This is a genomic window from Cryobacterium flavum, from assembly GCF_900103805.1.
In the GTDB taxonomy this organism is placed as follows: domain Bacteria; phylum Actinomycetota; class Actinomycetes; order Actinomycetales; family Microbacteriaceae; genus Cryobacterium; species Cryobacterium flavum.
The window spans coordinates 146,030-161,883 of record NZ_FNIB01000001.1; the positions used below are offsets into that span (position 1 = coordinate 146,030).

Here is a 15,854-nt window from a genome sequence, read left to right on the forward strand (position 1 = left end):
AGCCAGCCGAATGCGGGAGGATGGAGGGGTGACCCAACTCCATGATCTGTCCTCCCGCGGTTTCGCCTCCGACAACTACTCCGGCATTCATCCGGAAATTCTGGAGGCGATGAGCCAGGCCAACGGCGCCCACCAGATCGCCTACGGCGAAGACGTCTATACGGCGCGGCTGCAGGAGGTCTTCGCCGACCAGTTCGGCGCCGGCGTCGAAGCTTTTCCGGTGTTCAACGGGACCGGCGCCAACGTCACCGGGCTGCAGTCGATGCTGCCGCGCTGGGGCGCCGTGATCTGCTCGGCCACGGCGCACATCCACAACGACGAGGGCGGAGCCCCCGAACACGTCGGCGGGTTCAAACTGCTGCCGGTGGTCACCCCCGACGGCAAGCTCACCCCCGAACTCATCGACCAGGAAGCGTGGGGCTGGGGCGATGAACACCGCGCCCAGCCGCTCGTCGTGGCTATCACCCAGACCACCGAACTCGGCACCGCCTACACCGTCGACGAGGTGCGCGCCATCGCCGACCACGCCCATTCCAAGGGAATGACGCTGCACATGGACGGCGCCCGCATCTCCAACGCCGCCGCGAGCCTCGGGGTGCCGCTCCGCGCCTTCACCCGTGACGCCGGCGTCGACGTGCTCAGCTTCGGCGGCACGAAGAACGGCATGATGCTGGGTGAGTGCATCGTGGTACTGAACCCGGCGGCATCCACTGGCTTGAAGTTTCTGCGCAAGTCGAACATGCAGCTCTCCAGCAAGATGCGCTTCGTCTCGGCGCAACTGATCGCGCTGCTCGAGCGCGACCTGTGGCTGCGAAACGCCTCCCACTCGAACAAGATGGCGGCCCGGCTGCGCGGCGCGCTCGAAAGCGCCATCGCCGATGGCACCATCACCGGGCTGGCCTTCAGCCAGGCCACCCAGGCCAACGCCATCTTCGCCACCTTGCCGGCCGGCGTCGCCGACCGGTTGCGCGAGTCGTTCAGGTTCTATGACTGGGATGCGTCGAAGAATGAGGTGCGCTGGATGTGCGGCTTCGACACCACCGAGGACGACATCGACCAGTTCGTCGCCGCGATCACCCGGGAGTTGTCATGACCTTCAGGGACCAGCCCTGGCTCGCCTCGTACGCGCCGGGCGTTCCCGGCACGATCGAGGAGACCACCGAAACTCTCACCGACATGATGGAGACCTCGGCCGAACGGTTCGCACCGTGCATCGCCCTGGACTTCTTCGGCGAGACCACCACCTACGCCGAGCTCGGCGAGCAGATCTCCCGCGCCGCCAACGGCCTGCGCAAACTCGGAGTGAGCCCCGGCGACCGCGTTGCCATCGTGCTGCCGAACTGCCCGCAGCACGTCGTTGCGTTCTACGCGGTGCTGCGCCTCGGCGCCATCGTGGTCGAGCACAATCCGCTCTACACCGACCGGGAGCTGCGCCACCAGTTTGAAGACCACGGCGCGAAGGTCGCCATCGTCTGGGACAAGGTCTACGAGTCGGTGCGCACTTTTCCGGGTGATATGGGGGTAGCGGATGTCGTTACCGTCGACCTCACCCGCGCGATGCCGTTCTCGAAACGGCTGGCTCTCAAACTGCCGATCAAGAAAGCCCGGGATGCCCGCGCCTCGCTCACCGCCGCACCCGGAAAGGGCGCAATCACCTGGGAGTCGATCGCGGGCGCTCGCAAGCTGCACCCCTCGCACCAGCGCCCGCTGCTGACCGACACCGCCGTGCTGCAGTACACCAGCGGCACGACCGGCACCCCGAAGGGCGCCATTTTGAGCCACTACAACCTGCGCGCCAACGCCGCGCAGGGCTCCGCCTGGGTGGCGGGCCTCCGCCCCGGCGATGAAACCGTCTACGGCGTATTGCCGATGTTTCACGCCTACGGCCTCACCCTGTGCCTCACCTTCGCGATGAGCATCGGCGCCCGCCTCGTGCTGTTTCCGAAGTTCGATGAGAAGCTCGTGCTCGACGCCGCCAAGCATGCGCCGCCCAGCTTTCTTCCGGCAGTGCCCCCGATCTACGACCGCCTGGTCACGGCCGCAGCAAAGAAAAGGGTGAGCCTCGCCGGCATCCGCTTTGCGATTTCGGGCGCCATGAACCTGCCGGTGTCGATCGTGGAACGCTGGGAGAAAGTCACCGGCGGACTGCTGGTCGAGGGCTACGGCATGACCGAGGCGTCACCGATCGTGGCCGGCAACCCGATCGGCCCGAGCCGCCGCCCCGGAACGGTGGGCGTGCCGTTTCCGAGCACCGACATTCGCGTCGTCGACCCCGACGACCCCACGGTTGAGCTCGGCTTCGAAGAAGAGGGCGAGCTGCTCGTTCACGGCCCCCAGGTCTTCTCGGGCTATTGGGACCGGCCCACCGAGAGCGCCCAGGCGCTGCTGCCCGGCGGCTGGCTGCGCACTGGCGATATCGTGCGGGTCTCCGCCGACGGCTTCATCACCGTTGTCGATCGCATGAAAGAGCTCATCATCACCGGCGGTTTCAACGTGTCGCCGTCCGAGGTGGAAGAAGCGCTGCTGTCGCACCCCGACATCACCGATGCGGCCGCGGTCGGCCTTCCGAGCGCGAACGGCGGCGAAGACGTCGTGGCTGTGGTGGTACTGCGGTCCGGTACGGAACTCGACGTGGCCGCGGTGCGCGAGTACTGCCGCACCCGCCTGTCGGCCTATAAGGTGCCGCGCCGCATCGTGGAGGTCGACGACCTGCCGCGCAGCCTGCTCGGCAAGGTGCTGCGCCGCGAGGTGCGAAACCGTCTGCAGGGCAAGTAGCCGGCGCAGCTAACCGTGGTTGGGGCAGTAGGACCGTAGCTGCTTTTGGTACAGGGTCTCCGGAAGGAAGTCCTGCACCTCCCCCATGGTCGGCGCCGGCGTCGGCTGCCCACACACGAGCATGGTGGCGATGAGGCCGTTCGTGGTTGTCGTGAGCAGTCCGGAGCCCACCTCGCTGCCGGAGCAGCTCAGGTCGAAGGCAACCTGAATCTGATTGGTTTGAAAACCCATGATGGTTGTCCCCACGAGTGGAACGGACGGTTTCGCCGCCTCGAAGTCAACCTGCGGATGCCCGAGGTCCGTCGTCTCCGTCTGCCCGGTGCGTTCAAACTCCGCCAACAGAAAATCGATCCACTCGGGCGTGAAATAGTCGCGGGAGAGCAGATCGTCGCTGACGAGACTGGAGGTGTAGGTGAGCTCGGTGTCGACAGCGGACTCCGTGCCGTCGGCGGCGACGGTGAGCTCCCGGTGACCGAGCGTGGCCGGCTCCGCATCCTGCATTGGGTGCCAGGTCAGTTGCGCATCGTGCTGGCTGCAGGCAACCGGTTCCGGGCTCGAAACGGATGCCGTCGGCGTCACGTCCGCAGGGAAGAAAGCGCTGCAGCCGGCCAGCGCGACCACGATCGTGGTCGCCACTGCCAGTACTCCGACGGAACGAGACCTGGCCTGATTCATCACGGTCCCACCCCTTGTCGTCACATCGCGTAATGACACCCTAGACGGAATAGTGCGCAGTCTGCAGCGTTATAGATCGTGGGTCAACGCAGCCCCGCCTACGTTCCTCGATCAAAGGATTCGCCCATGACCCTCATTGCAGACACGAACCGTCGCGCCGACACCGCATCTCCTCTCATCGAGATCCTGGCCGAGCGCTGGAGCCCGCGCGCCTACGACAAGAGCGCTGTCATCGACGAGGCCACCCTCACGACCGTGCTCGAAGCGGCCCGTTGGGCTCCCTCGGGCAGCAACCGGCAGCCGGCCCGGTTCATCGTGGCTCGGCGCGGTTCGGCGAGTTTTGTCAAGATCCACGATGCCCTCAAGGGGTTTAACCAGGTGTGGGCCGATTCGGCATCCGTTTTGATCGTCAATGTGGCGCAGCTGCCGGCGGAGGGCGAACGCCAGAACCCGTGGGCGCGCTACGACCTCGGCCAGTCCGTTGCGCACCTGTCGATTCAGGCCCAGCACGAGGGTCTGCACACGCACCAGATGGGCGGATTCGACGGTGCTGCCATCGCGGCGGCCTTCGACCTCACCCCCGAGCAGGACGTCGTCACCGTCACGGCGCTGGGAGTGCTTGGCAATGCCGACGATCTCACCGCCGAGCTGCGCGAGCGCGAGGTTGCTCCCCGCACCCGCCTCCCCCTCAGCGAGTTGCTCCTCAGCAACGACTAGTTCTGCCCGTTTTGCGAGAGCGCAAAAAGTGCCCGTTTGAACACGTCAAACGGGCACTTTTTGCGCTCTCGAGGGGCTGCTAGGGGCGGAGGAGCACCTTGATGGCCCGGCGCTCGTCCATCGCGGCGTAGGCCTCGGCCACCTCAGCCAGCGGCAGCTGCAGGTCGAAGACCCGGCCAGGGTTGATCTGGCCGGAGAGAACCTCCGGCAACAACTCCTCGACATAGCTCCGAACGGATGCGACGCCTCCGTTCACCCCCACGTTGTTTCCGAAGAGGGTGCGGATCGGCAGTTCGGCGCCGCCGTTGGGAACGCCGACGTAGCCGACCATTCCGCCGGGGCGAGCCGAACGAATGGCCTGGTCCATGGATTCCTGGGTTCCGACGCACTCGAGCACATAGTCGGCGCCGATACCGTCGAACAGGGCCTTGACGGCGGCAACACCCTCATCGCCGCGCGCTTCGACAATGTCGGTCGCGCCGAATTCGCGGGCCACAGCCTGGCGGTCGGCGTGGCGGGACATGGCCACGATGCGGCTCGCACCGAGGCGCTTGCTGGCAAGGATGGCGCAGAGTCCGACGGCTCCGTCACCAACGACGACCACGGTTGAGCCCGGCTCCACGCCAGCCGAGACGGCCGCGTGGTGCCCGGTGCCCATGACGTCGGCGAGGGTGAGCAGGCTTGGAACGAGGTCATCGCTCGGAACGGTGGGCGTGGCAACGAGCGAACCATCGGCGTGGGGAACACGCACGCGCTCGCCCTGGGCTCCGTCGGCGAATCCGCCGAGCTGGTCTTCGGCGCCCCACCAGCCGCCGTTGAGGCAGGAGGTGCTCACGCCGTTCTGGCAGTTGACGCAGGTGCCGTCACAGTCGTAGAAGGGGGCAATGACGAAGTCTCCCACCTTGATCGTCGAAACACCGGCACCAATGGCTTCGACGATGCCGACGAATTCATGGCCGATACGGTGCGGCTCTTTGGTGGGGGCGATCCCCCGGTACGGCCACAGGTCGGACCCGCAGACGCAGGCGGCGACCACCCGAACGATGGCATCGCCACCGGTCGAGAGGACGGGTTCGGGAACTTCTTCGAGGCGAACATCCCGTTCGCCATAAATCACAGTTGCGAGCATTGTTCGAGCCTATCCGGGCGAACCTGTGCCTCGCCTCCGTGTTCGTTGTTCGCGCGAGAGCGGGAAATGTGCTGCTTCAGTGCTGCTGAAGCGACGAATTTCCCGCTCTCGCGTCACGGGTTAAAGCAGGTCTTCTTCGAGGGGAACATCGAGCAGCGCGGGAGCGGATCCCACGGTGAGCGCATCACCGTCTTCCGCGAGCGCCACCAGCACCGTGTCGCCGTCCCGAATATCGCCGGCGAGCAAGGCCCGCGCCAGGCGGTCGTCGATTTCGCGCTGCATCAGGCGCCGCAGTGGACGAGCACCGTAGATAGGGTCGTAACCACGCTCGGCCAGCCAGCGGCGGGCATCCGGTGTCACGGCCAGCTCGAGGCGGCGCTCGGCGAGCCGCTTCTGCAACCGGTCGACGTCGAGTTCGACGATCTCACCGAGCTCTTCGGTCGTGAGCGAGGAAAACACCACGATGTCGTCGAGCCGGTTGACGAACTCGGGCTTGAAGGCCTGCCGCACCAGGCCCAGCACGGCCTCCTCCTTCTGCTCCAACGACAGGGTCGGATCGACCAGAAACTGCGAACCGAGGTTTGAGGTGAGCACGAGGATGGTGTTGCGAAAGTCCACCGTGCGACCCTGGCCGTCGGTGAGGCGACCGTCGTCGAGCACCTGCAGCAGCACGTCGAACACCTCGGGGTGCGCCTTCTCCACCTCGTCGAACAGAATCACCGAGTACGGGCGACGCCGCACGGCCTCGGTGAGCTGCCCTCCCTGCTCGTAACCGACATACCCCGGAGGCGCTCCGACCAGGCGGCTCACCGAGAACTTCTCGCCGTACTCACTCATGTCAATGCGCACCATGGCTTTTTCATCGTCAAACAAAAACTCGGCGAGCGCCTTGGCCAGCTCGGTCTTGCCGACGCCGGTCGGGCCTAGGAACAGGAACGATCCGGTCGGCCGGTCGGGGTCGGAGATGCCGGCGCGCGAACGTCGCACGGCATCGGCCACCGCCCGCACGGCGCGCTTCTGGCCGATCAGGCGGTGGCCGAGCTCATTTTCGAGGTTCAACAGCTTGTCGGTTTCACCCTGCAGCAGTCGGCCGACCGGAATTCCGGTCCAGGCGGCGACCACGGCGGCAATGTCCTCGCTCGTGACCTGGTCGTTGACCATGCGCGGGCCGACGGATTCTTCCTTCTCGGCGTCGGCGAGCGCACGTTCCATCACCGGGATATCGCCGTAGAGCAGCCGGGAGGCCTTTTCGAGGTTGCCCTCACGCTGGGCCCGGTCGGACTCGATGCGCGCGGTGTCGAGCCGCTCGCGCAGTTCGCCGACCCGGTTGAGCGAGGCCCGCTCGTTGTCCCAGCGCGCCTGCAATTCTTTGAGGCTGGCCTGGCGTTCGGTCAGATCATCGCGCAGCTTGACCAGCCTCGCCTTCGAGGCGTCGTCCTTCTCCTTCTTCAAGGCGAGCTCTTCGAGCTTCAGGCGGTCGACGCTGCGCCGCAGCTCGTCGATCTCCACCGGCGAGGAGTCGATCTCCATGCGCAGCCGGCTCGCGGCCTCGTCGATCAAGTCGATGGCCTTGTCGGGCAGCTGGCGCGCGGTGATGTACCGATTCGAGAGGGATGCCGCGGCCACGAGAGCAGAATCGGCGATCGTCACCTTGTGGTGGGCTTCATAACGTTCCTTGAGTCCGCGGAGAATGGCGACGGTGTCTTCCACCGACGGTTCGTCGACGAGCACGGGCTGGAAGCGGCGCTCGAGCGCGGCATCCTTTTCGATGAATTCGCGGTACTCGTTGAGTGTGGTGGCGCCGATCAGGCGCAGCTCGCCACGGGCCAGCATGGGCTTGAGCATATTGCTGGCCGCGACGGAACCTTCGCCGCCGCCGGCCCCCATGAGGGTGTGCAGTTCGTCGACGAAGGTGATGATCTGCCCGTCGGCGTCGTTGATCTCCTTGAGTACGGCCTTGAGCCGCTCCTCGAACTCACCGCGATACTTGGCGCCGGCCACGAGGGCGGCCAGGTCGAGGGAGACCAGCTGCTTGTCTTTGAGCGAGTCAGCCACGTCACCGGCCACGATGCGCTGGGCCAGCCCTTCGACCACGGCGGTCTTGCCGACGCCGGGCTCCCCGATGAGGACCGGGTTGTTCTTGGTGCGCCGGGTGAGCACCTGGCTGATCCGGCGAATCTCGGCGTCGCGCCCGATCACCGGGTCGAGCTTGCCACTGCGGGCGATGTCGGTGAGGTTCACCCCGTACAGTTCGAGGGCCGTCTTGGCGTCTTGCTGCGGTGGTTGCTGACCGGCTTGCATGAGCTGTCTCCTCTAAAGTTGAGCCTTGCTGACTCAAGTTTAGTACCAGACGGCTGGCCACCGAAATAGGCAGCCCAGGACTAAATAATTGAGCAGTTTGTTCGGCAAATCGCCCCTGGAACCAGTCAAATAATGCAGTTTGTGTCGTTCATATTGGTCGAATTGTCAAACTTCTGCCCGTTCACTACGCTCTGAATCAACCCGTCATTGCCGACGTCCTACTCGACGCGCATGTCTGGCACGCCCGTCACGAGTGAGGTTGAGAGATTATGGTGCAGCAACGCGAAGCCATCAGCAGGCTGCCCGCCTACAAGCAGGGCACCGCGGCCGGCGACTCGGGGGCGTATAAGCTTTCCAGTAACGAGAATCCGTACCCACCGCTCGCCTCGGTAACGCAGGCCATCGCATCCGCTCTCGGGGAGATTCACCTGTACCCGAGCATGGCCGTCGCCGAGGTCACCGAGCGCATCGCGGAGCGGTTCAACGTATCGAGCGACAATGTGGCCTTCGGAGCCGGGTCGGTCGAGGTGTTGTCACAGATCATCCACGCGAGCGCGGGGGCCGGCGACGAGGTCATCTTCGCCTGGCGTTCGTTCGAGGCCTACCCAATTCTGGTGCAGGTTGCCGGAGCGACGCCCGTCGCGGTCGCCCTCACCGCCGATGAGTGCCACGACCTGCCAGCCATGGCCGACGCCATCACGAGCCAGACCCGGCTGATTTTGGTCTGCAACCCCAACAACCCCACCGGTGCGTTCGTCACGGCCGACGAACTGCACGCCTTCATGGCGCGGGTGCCCGAGAACGTGCTGGTCGTCGTCGACGAGGCCTACGTGCACTTCAACCGGGACACCGCCTCGGCCGTTGGCATCGACTTTTTTCGCCGCTACCCGAACGTGGCCGTGCTGCACACTTTCTCCAAGGCCTACGGCCTGGCCGGTCTGCGCATCGGCTACGCGATCGCGCCCACCGCGGTCGCGGCCAACCTGCGCCGCGTTGCCCTGCCGTTCGGCGTGACCGCCCTCGCCCAGCGCGCCGCCCTCGCCTCCCTCGACGCCGAAGCCGAGCTCACCCTGCGCATCGACGAGATCGTCGCCGAACGCACCAGGGTGCTCGCCGCACTACGGGCGAGCGGATGGCGCGGCGCCTCCTCGCAGGGAAACTTCGTTTGGCTGCGCACCTTCAACGACACCGACCGGGTAAACGCGGTGTTCATTGCCGAAGGTATCCTGGCTCGGGCTTTTCCCGGCGAAGGCCTGCGCGTGACGATCGGCACGGCAAAGCAGAACGACCGTTTCCTGGTCGCCGCGAGCGCCGCTCTCACTCCCGCCGCCGTCTAACCACCCTCAACGTTCGGCCGCAGGTTCCCGCGCGCCGTGTCAGCATGAATTCAAAGGAGAATTTTCCAGCATGAAGCACACCAAATCCTTGTCCGGCCTGGCCCTGGTGGCCGCGAGCGCCTTCGCACTGAGCGGCTGCGCGGCCAGCGAGCCGGCAGCATCCACTGCAGATGACATGATCACGATCGGCATCAGCCAGATCGTGCAGCACCAAGCACTCGACGACGCCCGCGAGGGCTTCAAGAAGGCCTTTGCCGACGCCGGCTACGTCGAGGGCACCGACATCGAGTTCGACGAGCAGAACGCGCAGGGCGAGCAGGCCACCGCGAGCACCATCGCAGCCAAGTTCGCCGCCGACAAGGTCGACCTCGTGCTCGCCATCGCCACGCCCACCGCGCAGGCCGCCGCTCAGACCATCATCGACATCCCCGTACTGTTCACCGCGGTGACCGAGCCCGAAGAAGCCGGACTGGTCGCGAGCTGGGAGAAGCCGGGCAGCAACATCACCGGAACCAGTGACCTGAACCCGGTCAAGGAGCAGCTCGAACTGATTCAGGAGATTCTGCCTGACGCCAAGTCGGTCGGCGTGATCTACAGCTCGGGCGAGGTCAACTCCGATGTGCAGGTTGAGCTCGCCAAGCAAGCAGCGAAGGACCTCGGCCTGACCATCAAGGAAGCCACCGTCACCAACTCGAGCGAGGTCGCCCAAGCCACCGAGTCGCTCGGCGACGTCGACGCCATCTACATCCCCACCGACAACCGCGTCACCGAGGGCCTTGAAGCCGTCATCCAGTACTCCGAGGCGAACCAGATTCCGCTGTTCGGCGCCGAAAACGGGCAGGTCGAGCGTGGCGCCATCGCGACCTACGGCATCAGCTACACCGACCTCGGCTACCAGACCGGCCAGATGGCCATCCGCATCCTCGAAGACGGCGAGAACCCGGCCGACATGCCGGTGGAGACCCTCGACACGATCGAATTCATTCTCAACCCGGTCGCTGCCGAGCGCATGGGCGTGACCCTCTCCGAGGAACTCATCGCCAAGGCCGACCGAATCATCGAATAACAGCCACTCCTCTACCGAAGGAATAACCAGATGAACGCGGCTCTCGAACTCGGCCTGCTCTACGGAATCATGGCGTTGGGTGTCTACCTGACCTTTCGAATCCTCAACTTTCCCGACCTCACCGTCGATGGAAGTTTCACGACCGGGGCCGCCGTAGCCGCGTCGCTCATCATCAACGGCGTGCCCGCTCCCCTCGCCACCCTTGCTGGGGCGGCGTCGGGGGCGGTGGCCGGCCTGGTCACCGGCGTTCTGTACACCAAAGGCCGCATCGACGGCCTGCTCGCGGGCATCCTGACGATGATCGCCCTGTGGTCGATCAACCTGCGCATCATGGGCAAATCTAATTTGCCCCTGTTGCGGGAGGATACCCTGATGACCCCGCTGCGTGACGCCGGTCTGCTTGGCGGGGCCTGGAGCATCCTGCTTTTCGCCGTCGCCGCCCTCGTTATCAAGTTCGCGATCGACTGGTTTCTCAGCACCGACCTCGGCCTGTCGATTCAGGCGACCGGCAACAACGAGCAGATGATCCGCAGCCTCGGCGTCAACACCCACCGCACGACCATTCTCACCCTGGCGATCTCGAACGGACTCGTCGCCCTGTGCGGCGCGCTCATCGCGCAGTACCAGGGCTTCGCCGACGTCAGCATGGGCATCGGCCTCATTCTGGTCGGGCTCGCCTCGGTCATCGTCGGCCAGGCCGTCTTTGGGCGTCGCAACATCTTCCTCGCGTCGCTGGCTGTCATCGGCGGCGCCGTCATCTACCGCTTGGTGATCTTCTTCGCCCTCGGCGCCGGCCTCAACCCCAACGACATGAAGCTCATCTCGGCGCTCCTCGTCGTCGCCGCGCTGCTGCTGCCGCGCTGGGGCTTCTTGAAACGCATCCCCTCGCTGCGCCAGATGCGTTCCGCCGCCGCCGTGAAACCTAACTACGTGAAAGCCAACTAGGAGTCTCATGCTGCTCATCGAGAACATCACCAAGACTTTCTTTCCCGGCACGGTCAACGAACGCGTCGCGCTGAACGACGTGTCCCTGCAGCTGAACACCGGCGATTTCGTCACGGTCATCGGCAGCAACGGCGCCGGCAAATCCACCCTGCTCAACATGATCAGCGGCAAGCTTCCGATCGATTCCGGCGACCTGTCAATCGATGGCAGTTCCGTCAAGCGGATGCCCGACTACGCACGCGCCGCGTACGTCGGCCGCGTCTTTCAGGACCCGATGGCCGGCACAGCGCCCGACCTGAGCATCGAGCAGAACCTGGCGCTCGCGCTTCGCCGTGGCAAGCGTCGCGGGCTGGCCTGGGGCGTCACCCACAAGCGCCGCGAGTTCTTTCGCGAAGAGCTTCTCTCGCTCGAGCTCGGCCTCGAAAACCGGCTCAAGGCCCGGGTCGGGCTGCTCTCCGGCGGCCAGCGCCAGGCGCTGTCACTGCTCATGGCGAGCTTCACCCAGCCGCGCATCCTGCTGCTCGACGAGCACACCGCAGCGCTTGACCCCCAGCGGGCCGAACTGGTCACGACGCTCACCGAGAGTATCGTCGCCAAGCACCACCTGACCACCCTCATGGTCACGCACAACATGGAACAGGCGCTTCGCCTCGGCAACCGGCTCATCATGATGCACGAGGGGCAGATCATTCTCGACGTAGACGCCGAGCGCAAGGCCACCATGACCGTGCCCGACCTGCTCGCCGAGTTCGCCAAGATCAAGGGCGCGTCCCTCGACGACCGGGCGTTGCTCGGGTAGTTGGAGACGACGAGAAACGCCGACTCGGCGCTGCGTTGGTGCGCGGGCCGAGTCAGCGGCTTTTGCGGTTCAGCTGCTTAGCGGGCGAGAAACTCGATCGCGGCCTGCTTGAAGGCGCGGGAGCTCACCGCGTTCATGTGGGTGCGGGCGGGCAGCCAGAGCACCTCGGAGTCGGCGGCCAGCGCCGCGAGCTCGGCGGTTCCGGTCGCGAGCACGTCGCGGTCGCCCGTGACGAACAGCAGAGGCCGCACAGGAACGGATGCGCCGGGCTCGAAACGTTCCTTCTTAATCGCAGCGACCAGCCGCAACAGCGCGGGGGTGTTAGCACCCGGCGCAAGCTGCATCAGGGTCATCAACGAGGCGGTCGACTCGTGGGCGATCTCCTCGGAGTCGGAAAGAAATATTAGAGCCGCATCGAGATCGAAGTCGGCGAGTGGATCCTCGGCGCTCATGCCGCCGAGGACCGCGCGATTGACTAGGTCGGGCCGCTCGGCGGCGAGTTCCCAAACCAGGCGCGACCCGAGGGAATAGCCGACCAGGTCGACTCCGGAGGCTGGATCGCCCGCCTCGCGTGGCCTGGCACCGGCGAGGGCGAGCACCTCGAGAACGGCGGCGCGCAGGCGGCTGGGGGCGTAGGCATCCATTTCGAGCGGTGCGGCGCTCTCGCCGTGGCCGAGCAGGTCGACAGTAAATACGCGCCGGCCGGCGGCTGTGAGGTCGCGCAGCCAGCCGGTCGCCTCCCAGTTGAGGGCGGTCGACGAGGCGAAACCGTGCACGAGCAGCACCGGGGCAAGGCCAGCGTCGACGGCGGGTTCGTGCTGCTGCCAACTGGTGAGCATTTTCTAGTCCTCGTCGAGCACGGCCGAGAGGCGTACGCGGCGTTTCGGCGCGGCCTCGGCCGGCACGGTTCCCACGATGCCGGCAGAATCGTCGGCGACCGTGAACGTGATCAGCGGAGTGTCAACGAGCACCACGTCGCCGGGCTCGCCGTGCAGCGTGAGCACGATGCCGGCGATTGGTGACGGCAATTCGACCGACGACTTCGTCGTTTCCACCTCGACGAACGGCTGGTTGCGTTCGACCTGGTCGCCGACCTTGACGAGCCATTCGAGCACGGTCGCTTCGAGCAGTCCCTCACCGAGGTCGGGCAGGGGAAAAGAGATTTCAGCCACGGCGGTACTCCAATACGCGTTGAACTCCGAACAGAATTCGGTCAATGTTGGGAATGTACTCGTCCTCCAGGTCGCCGGACGGGTACGGCACGTCGAAGCCGGTCACCCGCTCGACCGGCGCGCGCAGCGTGTCGAAGCAGCTCTGCGAGACGAGCGCGGCCACCTCGGCGCCGAGGCCAGCGGTGTGCGGCCCCTCGTGCACGACGATGGCGCGACGGGTGCGCGAAACGGATGCCGCCAGCCCCGCTTCGTCGATCGGCTTCAGCCAGCGCAGGTCGAGCACCTCGAGTTCGATGCCGTCTTCCGCGGCCAGCTCCGCCACCTGGAGGCAGCGGGAGACCATGGCGCCCCAGGCGATGAGGGTCGCATGCTTGCCCGGGCGGGCGATCACCGAGCCCTCGAGGGCGGAAGTTTCTTCGTCAGCAGCCAGGTCGACCCCGGCCTTGTTCCAGTAGCGCGCCTTCGGTTCCATGAAGATGACCGGGTCGGGCATCGAGGCGGCGTGCTTGAGCAGGTGATAGGCCTGCTGCGGGTTGGCGGGCGACACGACCTTGAGTCCTGGTACGTGCGCGAACAGCGATTCGAGGCTTTCGCCGTGATGTTCGGGGGCGCGAATTCCGCCGAAGCTGGGCACGCGCAGCGTCACCTGCATCGGCAGGGTGCCACGGCTGCGATAGTTCATGCGAGCCAGCTGGGTGATGATCTGATTCACGGCCGGGTAGGCGAAGCCGTCGAACTGCACCTCGGGAATCGGGTGAAAACCCGCCATGGCCAGACCGATCGCGGTACCGAGAATGCCGGACTCTGCCAGCGGGGTGTCAAAGACCCGGTTCGCGCCGAAGCGCTGCCGCAGGCCGTCTGTCACCCGAAAGACACCGCCGAGCACGCCGACGTCTTCGCCGAAGATGAGGGCGCGGTCGTCGGTGTCGAGAATCTCGCCGAGCGCGCGGTTGATGGTCTGCTGCATGGAGAGCTGCAGGAGCGGCGTCTCACGCACGAGTTCTAACGTGTCAGACATGCTCGGATTCCTCTCTCCACTGGCGCTCCTGGGCGCCGAGCGTCGGGGTTGATTCTTGAAAAACGAAGTTGAACATTTCGCTTCCGGGGCGGCTTTCGAGGGCCACCACGCCGTCGCGAATCTCGTCGGCCCGCGTTTGGGCATCAGCGTCGGTTTTGTCGAAGAAGGCCGCATCGGCCACGCCCTGCTCGACCAGCACCGAACGAAACCGCCTGAGAGGATCTTCGCCGCCGTCGATTTTCTCGTCATCGAGGGTGCGGTAGCGGCCGGGGTCGTCGCTCGTGGAGTGCGGGCCGCGCCGATAGGTCATGGCCTCGACCACGACCGGGCCGAGTCCGGCGCGGGCGTGGGCGACCGCGCGCTGAGTGGCGTCCAGCACGGCGAGCACGTCGTTGCCGTCGATCCGCAGGGCCGGCATGCCGTAGCCAGCAGCGCGAGCGGCGACCGAGCCGCCGGCCACCTGCTGCTCGGTGGGCACCGAAATGGCCCAGCCGTTATTCTGCACGAAGAACACCACCGGCGCCTTCAGAATGGCGGCGAAGTTCATGGCCTCGTGCACGTCACCCTGCGAGCTCGCGCCGTCGCCGAGAAACGCCAGACCAACGCCGAGACCGTCCGGCGAGGCCCCGTTCAAAGTCTGACCGTGCGCCCAGCCGACCGCGTGCAGCACGGATCCGCCGACAACCGCCTGAAATGGCGCGAAGTGGCTGGCGACCGGGTCGTAGAGCCCGCCGTGCCAGATGGCCTTGTGGGTCGACATGTACTCGACCATGTTCAGGCCGAGCGTGTACGCCACGCCCATCTCGCGGTAGGTCGGGAAGACGAAGTCTCGGGTCGTGTCGACGGCGAAGCCAGCGCCGACCTGGGCTGCTTCCTGGCCGAGCATCGGCGCGTAGCCCGGAATGAGACCCTGCCGCTGCCAGGCCACGGCCGAGGTATCGAGCTGGCGCACGTTCGCGAGCATTCGGTACAGGTCGCGGAGGCGGGCCGGGCCTGGAGCTGCGGCATCCGCTTGAGAAGGGGGCAGGGTGTCGAGCGTGGCAGCGAGTGCGCGAGGCGCCATGCTGGCTCCTTCCATCGATGGGCGGGTCACAGTAAAGTTAGTGACTTTGCCCAGCGTTCGCCACAGTGACTAATTGGAGTGCACAATCTGCGAATAATTGTGCGTATTTGAGTCAAATCACCGTACAGTTAGTACATTCATCACCACAGCATTACCGGCACGCGAAAGGTCACCTTATGGACATCGATTCCTTGGATTCCCGCCTCGTCACCCTGTTCTGCGAGCGCCCCAAGCTCTCGGTGCTCGAGGCCTCGCGCCGGCTCAAGGTGGCCAGGGCAACGGTGCAAGCCCGACTCGACCGGCTGATGAGCCGCGGGGTGATCAAGTCGTGGGCTCCGGCGCTCAACCCGAGCGAGTTCGGGTTTCCGGTCACCGCCTACTGCTCGCTCACCGTGCGGCAGGATGCCGGCCACGCCGTCGTCGTCGCGGCCCTCGCCAAGATTCCGGAGATTCTCGAACTGCACACGGTCTCCGGCGACAGCGACATGCTCGCTCGGGTCGTCGCCCGGTCGAACGCCGACGTGCAACGGGTGCTCGACCTGATCGTCGCGACGCAGACGGTCGTGCGCTCCTCGAGCGTGATCGTGCTCCAGACCCACATCGAGGCGCAGGCTCTCGCCCTGTTGCAAGCCACGGCCGCTCCCACCAGCGCCCCCGGACCGGCCGATTTTCGTGGCTAATTCAGGAAATTTGGCGACCTCCGGCTCGCGGCGCCCAGACGAGTGCGGCGAAACCATCCCGCCCAGGAGGATCTCCTGAATTAGCCACCGCGCAGCCCCGTGAGACACCAGGTTGAGCGCGGGCGGGCAGCCTCCCGTGAGATAATAAAGGTTGGTCCCTTTTTCTTACGGAGCTCC

Annotated in this window: 15 protein-coding genes; 8 read left to right on the plus strand and 7 right to left on the minus strand. The window is 65.7% G+C overall.

What is annotated here, in order from left to right:
* Positions 1-10 precede the first annotated feature (10 nt).
* Both BLS91_RS00665 and BLS91_RS00670 read left to right on the plus strand, forming a co-directional pair.
* Positions 11-1,093, plus strand: coding sequence for a threonine aldolase family protein (locus BLS91_RS00665; RefSeq protein ID WP_092338238.1), 1,083 nt, complete (start codon positions 11-13; stop codon positions 1,091-1,093).
* Positions 1,090-2,775 (plus strand): long-chain-fatty-acid--CoA ligase, encoded by a 1,686-nt coding sequence (locus BLS91_RS00670; protein ID WP_092338240.1) that lies wholly within the window; start codon positions 1,090-1,092, stop codon positions 2,773-2,775. Before BLS91_RS00665 ends, BLS91_RS00670 begins: the two co-directional genes overlap by 4 nt.
* 9 nt (positions 2,776-2,784) lie before the next feature.
* On the opposite strand, the gene BLS91_RS00675 is transcribed toward BLS91_RS00670, so the two are convergent.
* The gene (locus BLS91_RS00675; RefSeq protein WP_134505222.1) at positions 2,785-3,453 is read right to left on the minus strand and encodes a hypothetical protein; all 669 of its coding nucleotides are present in this window, start codon (positions 3,451-3,453) and stop codon (positions 2,785-2,787) included.
* A gap of 123 nt (positions 3,454-3,576) precedes the next feature.
* Between BLS91_RS00675 and BLS91_RS00680 the strand changes: the two genes are divergently transcribed.
* Positions 3,577-4,167, plus strand: coding sequence for a nitroreductase family protein (locus tag BLS91_RS00680; RefSeq protein WP_092338243.1), 591 nt, complete (start codon positions 3,577-3,579; stop codon positions 4,165-4,167).
* A gap of 79 nt (positions 4,168-4,246) precedes the next feature.
* Here BLS91_RS00680 and BLS91_RS00685 read toward each other — a convergent pair whose 3' ends face one another.
* Positions 4,247-5,296, minus strand: coding sequence for a zinc-dependent alcohol dehydrogenase family protein (locus BLS91_RS00685; RefSeq protein ID WP_092338245.1), 1,050 nt, complete (start codon positions 5,294-5,296; stop codon positions 4,247-4,249).
* Between the two features lie 120 nt (positions 5,297-5,416).
* On the minus strand, positions 5,417-7,597 hold the full coding sequence (locus tag BLS91_RS00690; protein ID WP_092338247.1) for an ATP-dependent Clp protease ATP-binding subunit: 2,181 nt from the start codon (positions 7,595-7,597) through the stop codon (positions 5,417-5,419).
* Between the two features lie 269 nt (positions 7,598-7,866).
* Here BLS91_RS00690 and hisC point away from each other — a divergent pair, with 269 nt between their 5' ends.
* From hisC to BLS91_RS00710, 4 genes are all read left to right on the plus strand, one after another.
* Positions 7,867-8,934 carry a histidinol-phosphate transaminase gene (hisC, locus tag BLS91_RS00695; protein WP_198412762.1) on the plus strand — a complete coding sequence of 356 codons (1,068 nt, stop codon included), beginning with the start codon at positions 7,867-7,869 and terminating at the stop codon, positions 8,932-8,934.
* Positions 8,935-9,004: 70 nt separating this feature from the next.
* Positions 9,005-10,000: an ABC transporter substrate-binding protein gene (locus tag BLS91_RS00700; protein ID WP_092338250.1), complete on the plus strand. Its 996-nt coding sequence runs from the start codon at positions 9,005-9,007 to the stop codon at positions 9,998-10,000.
* A gap of 30 nt (positions 10,001-10,030) precedes the next feature.
* A complete protein-coding gene (locus BLS91_RS00705) occupies positions 10,031-10,945 on the plus strand; it encodes an ABC transporter permease (RefSeq protein WP_092338252.1) in 915 nt (304 codons plus the stop codon).
* Positions 10,946-10,952: 7 nt separating this feature from the next.
* On the plus strand, positions 10,953-11,744 hold the full coding sequence (locus BLS91_RS00710) for an ABC transporter ATP-binding protein (RefSeq protein WP_092338254.1): 792 nt from the start codon (positions 10,953-10,955) through the stop codon (positions 11,742-11,744).
* 77 nt (positions 11,745-11,821) lie between these two features.
* Here BLS91_RS00710 and BLS91_RS00715 read toward each other — a convergent pair whose 3' ends face one another.
* From BLS91_RS00715 to BLS91_RS00730, 4 genes are read right to left on the minus strand one after another with little or no spacing between them, the layout of a single operon-like run.
* Positions 11,822-12,583, minus strand: a complete 762-nt coding sequence (locus BLS91_RS00715) for an alpha/beta fold hydrolase (protein WP_092338256.1) — start codon at positions 12,581-12,583, stop codon at positions 11,822-11,824.
* Positions 12,584-12,586: 3 nt separating this feature from the next.
* The gene (locus tag BLS91_RS00720) at positions 12,587-12,916 is read right to left on the minus strand and encodes a biotin/lipoyl-containing protein (protein WP_092338258.1); all 330 of its coding nucleotides are present in this window, start codon (positions 12,914-12,916) and stop codon (positions 12,587-12,589) included.
* Positions 12,909-13,934 carry an alpha-ketoacid dehydrogenase subunit beta gene (locus tag BLS91_RS00725; protein ID WP_092338260.1) on the minus strand — a complete coding sequence of 342 codons (1,026 nt, stop codon included), beginning with the start codon at positions 13,932-13,934 and terminating at the stop codon, positions 12,909-12,911. The genes BLS91_RS00720 and BLS91_RS00725 overlap by 8 nt, the downstream gene beginning before the upstream one ends.
* The gene (locus tag BLS91_RS00730; protein WP_092338261.1) at positions 13,927-14,997 is read right to left on the minus strand and encodes a thiamine pyrophosphate-dependent enzyme; all 1,071 of its coding nucleotides are present in this window, start codon (positions 14,995-14,997) and stop codon (positions 13,927-13,929) included. Before BLS91_RS00730 ends, BLS91_RS00725 begins: the two co-directional genes overlap by 8 nt.
* A gap of 176 nt (positions 14,998-15,173) precedes the next feature.
* On the opposite strand from BLS91_RS00730, the gene BLS91_RS00735 reads away from it, so the two are divergent.
* A complete protein-coding gene (locus tag BLS91_RS00735) occupies positions 15,174-15,677 on the plus strand; it encodes an Lrp/AsnC family transcriptional regulator (RefSeq protein ID WP_092338263.1) in 504 nt (167 codons plus the stop codon).
* Positions 15,678-15,854: the final 177 nt, after the last annotated feature.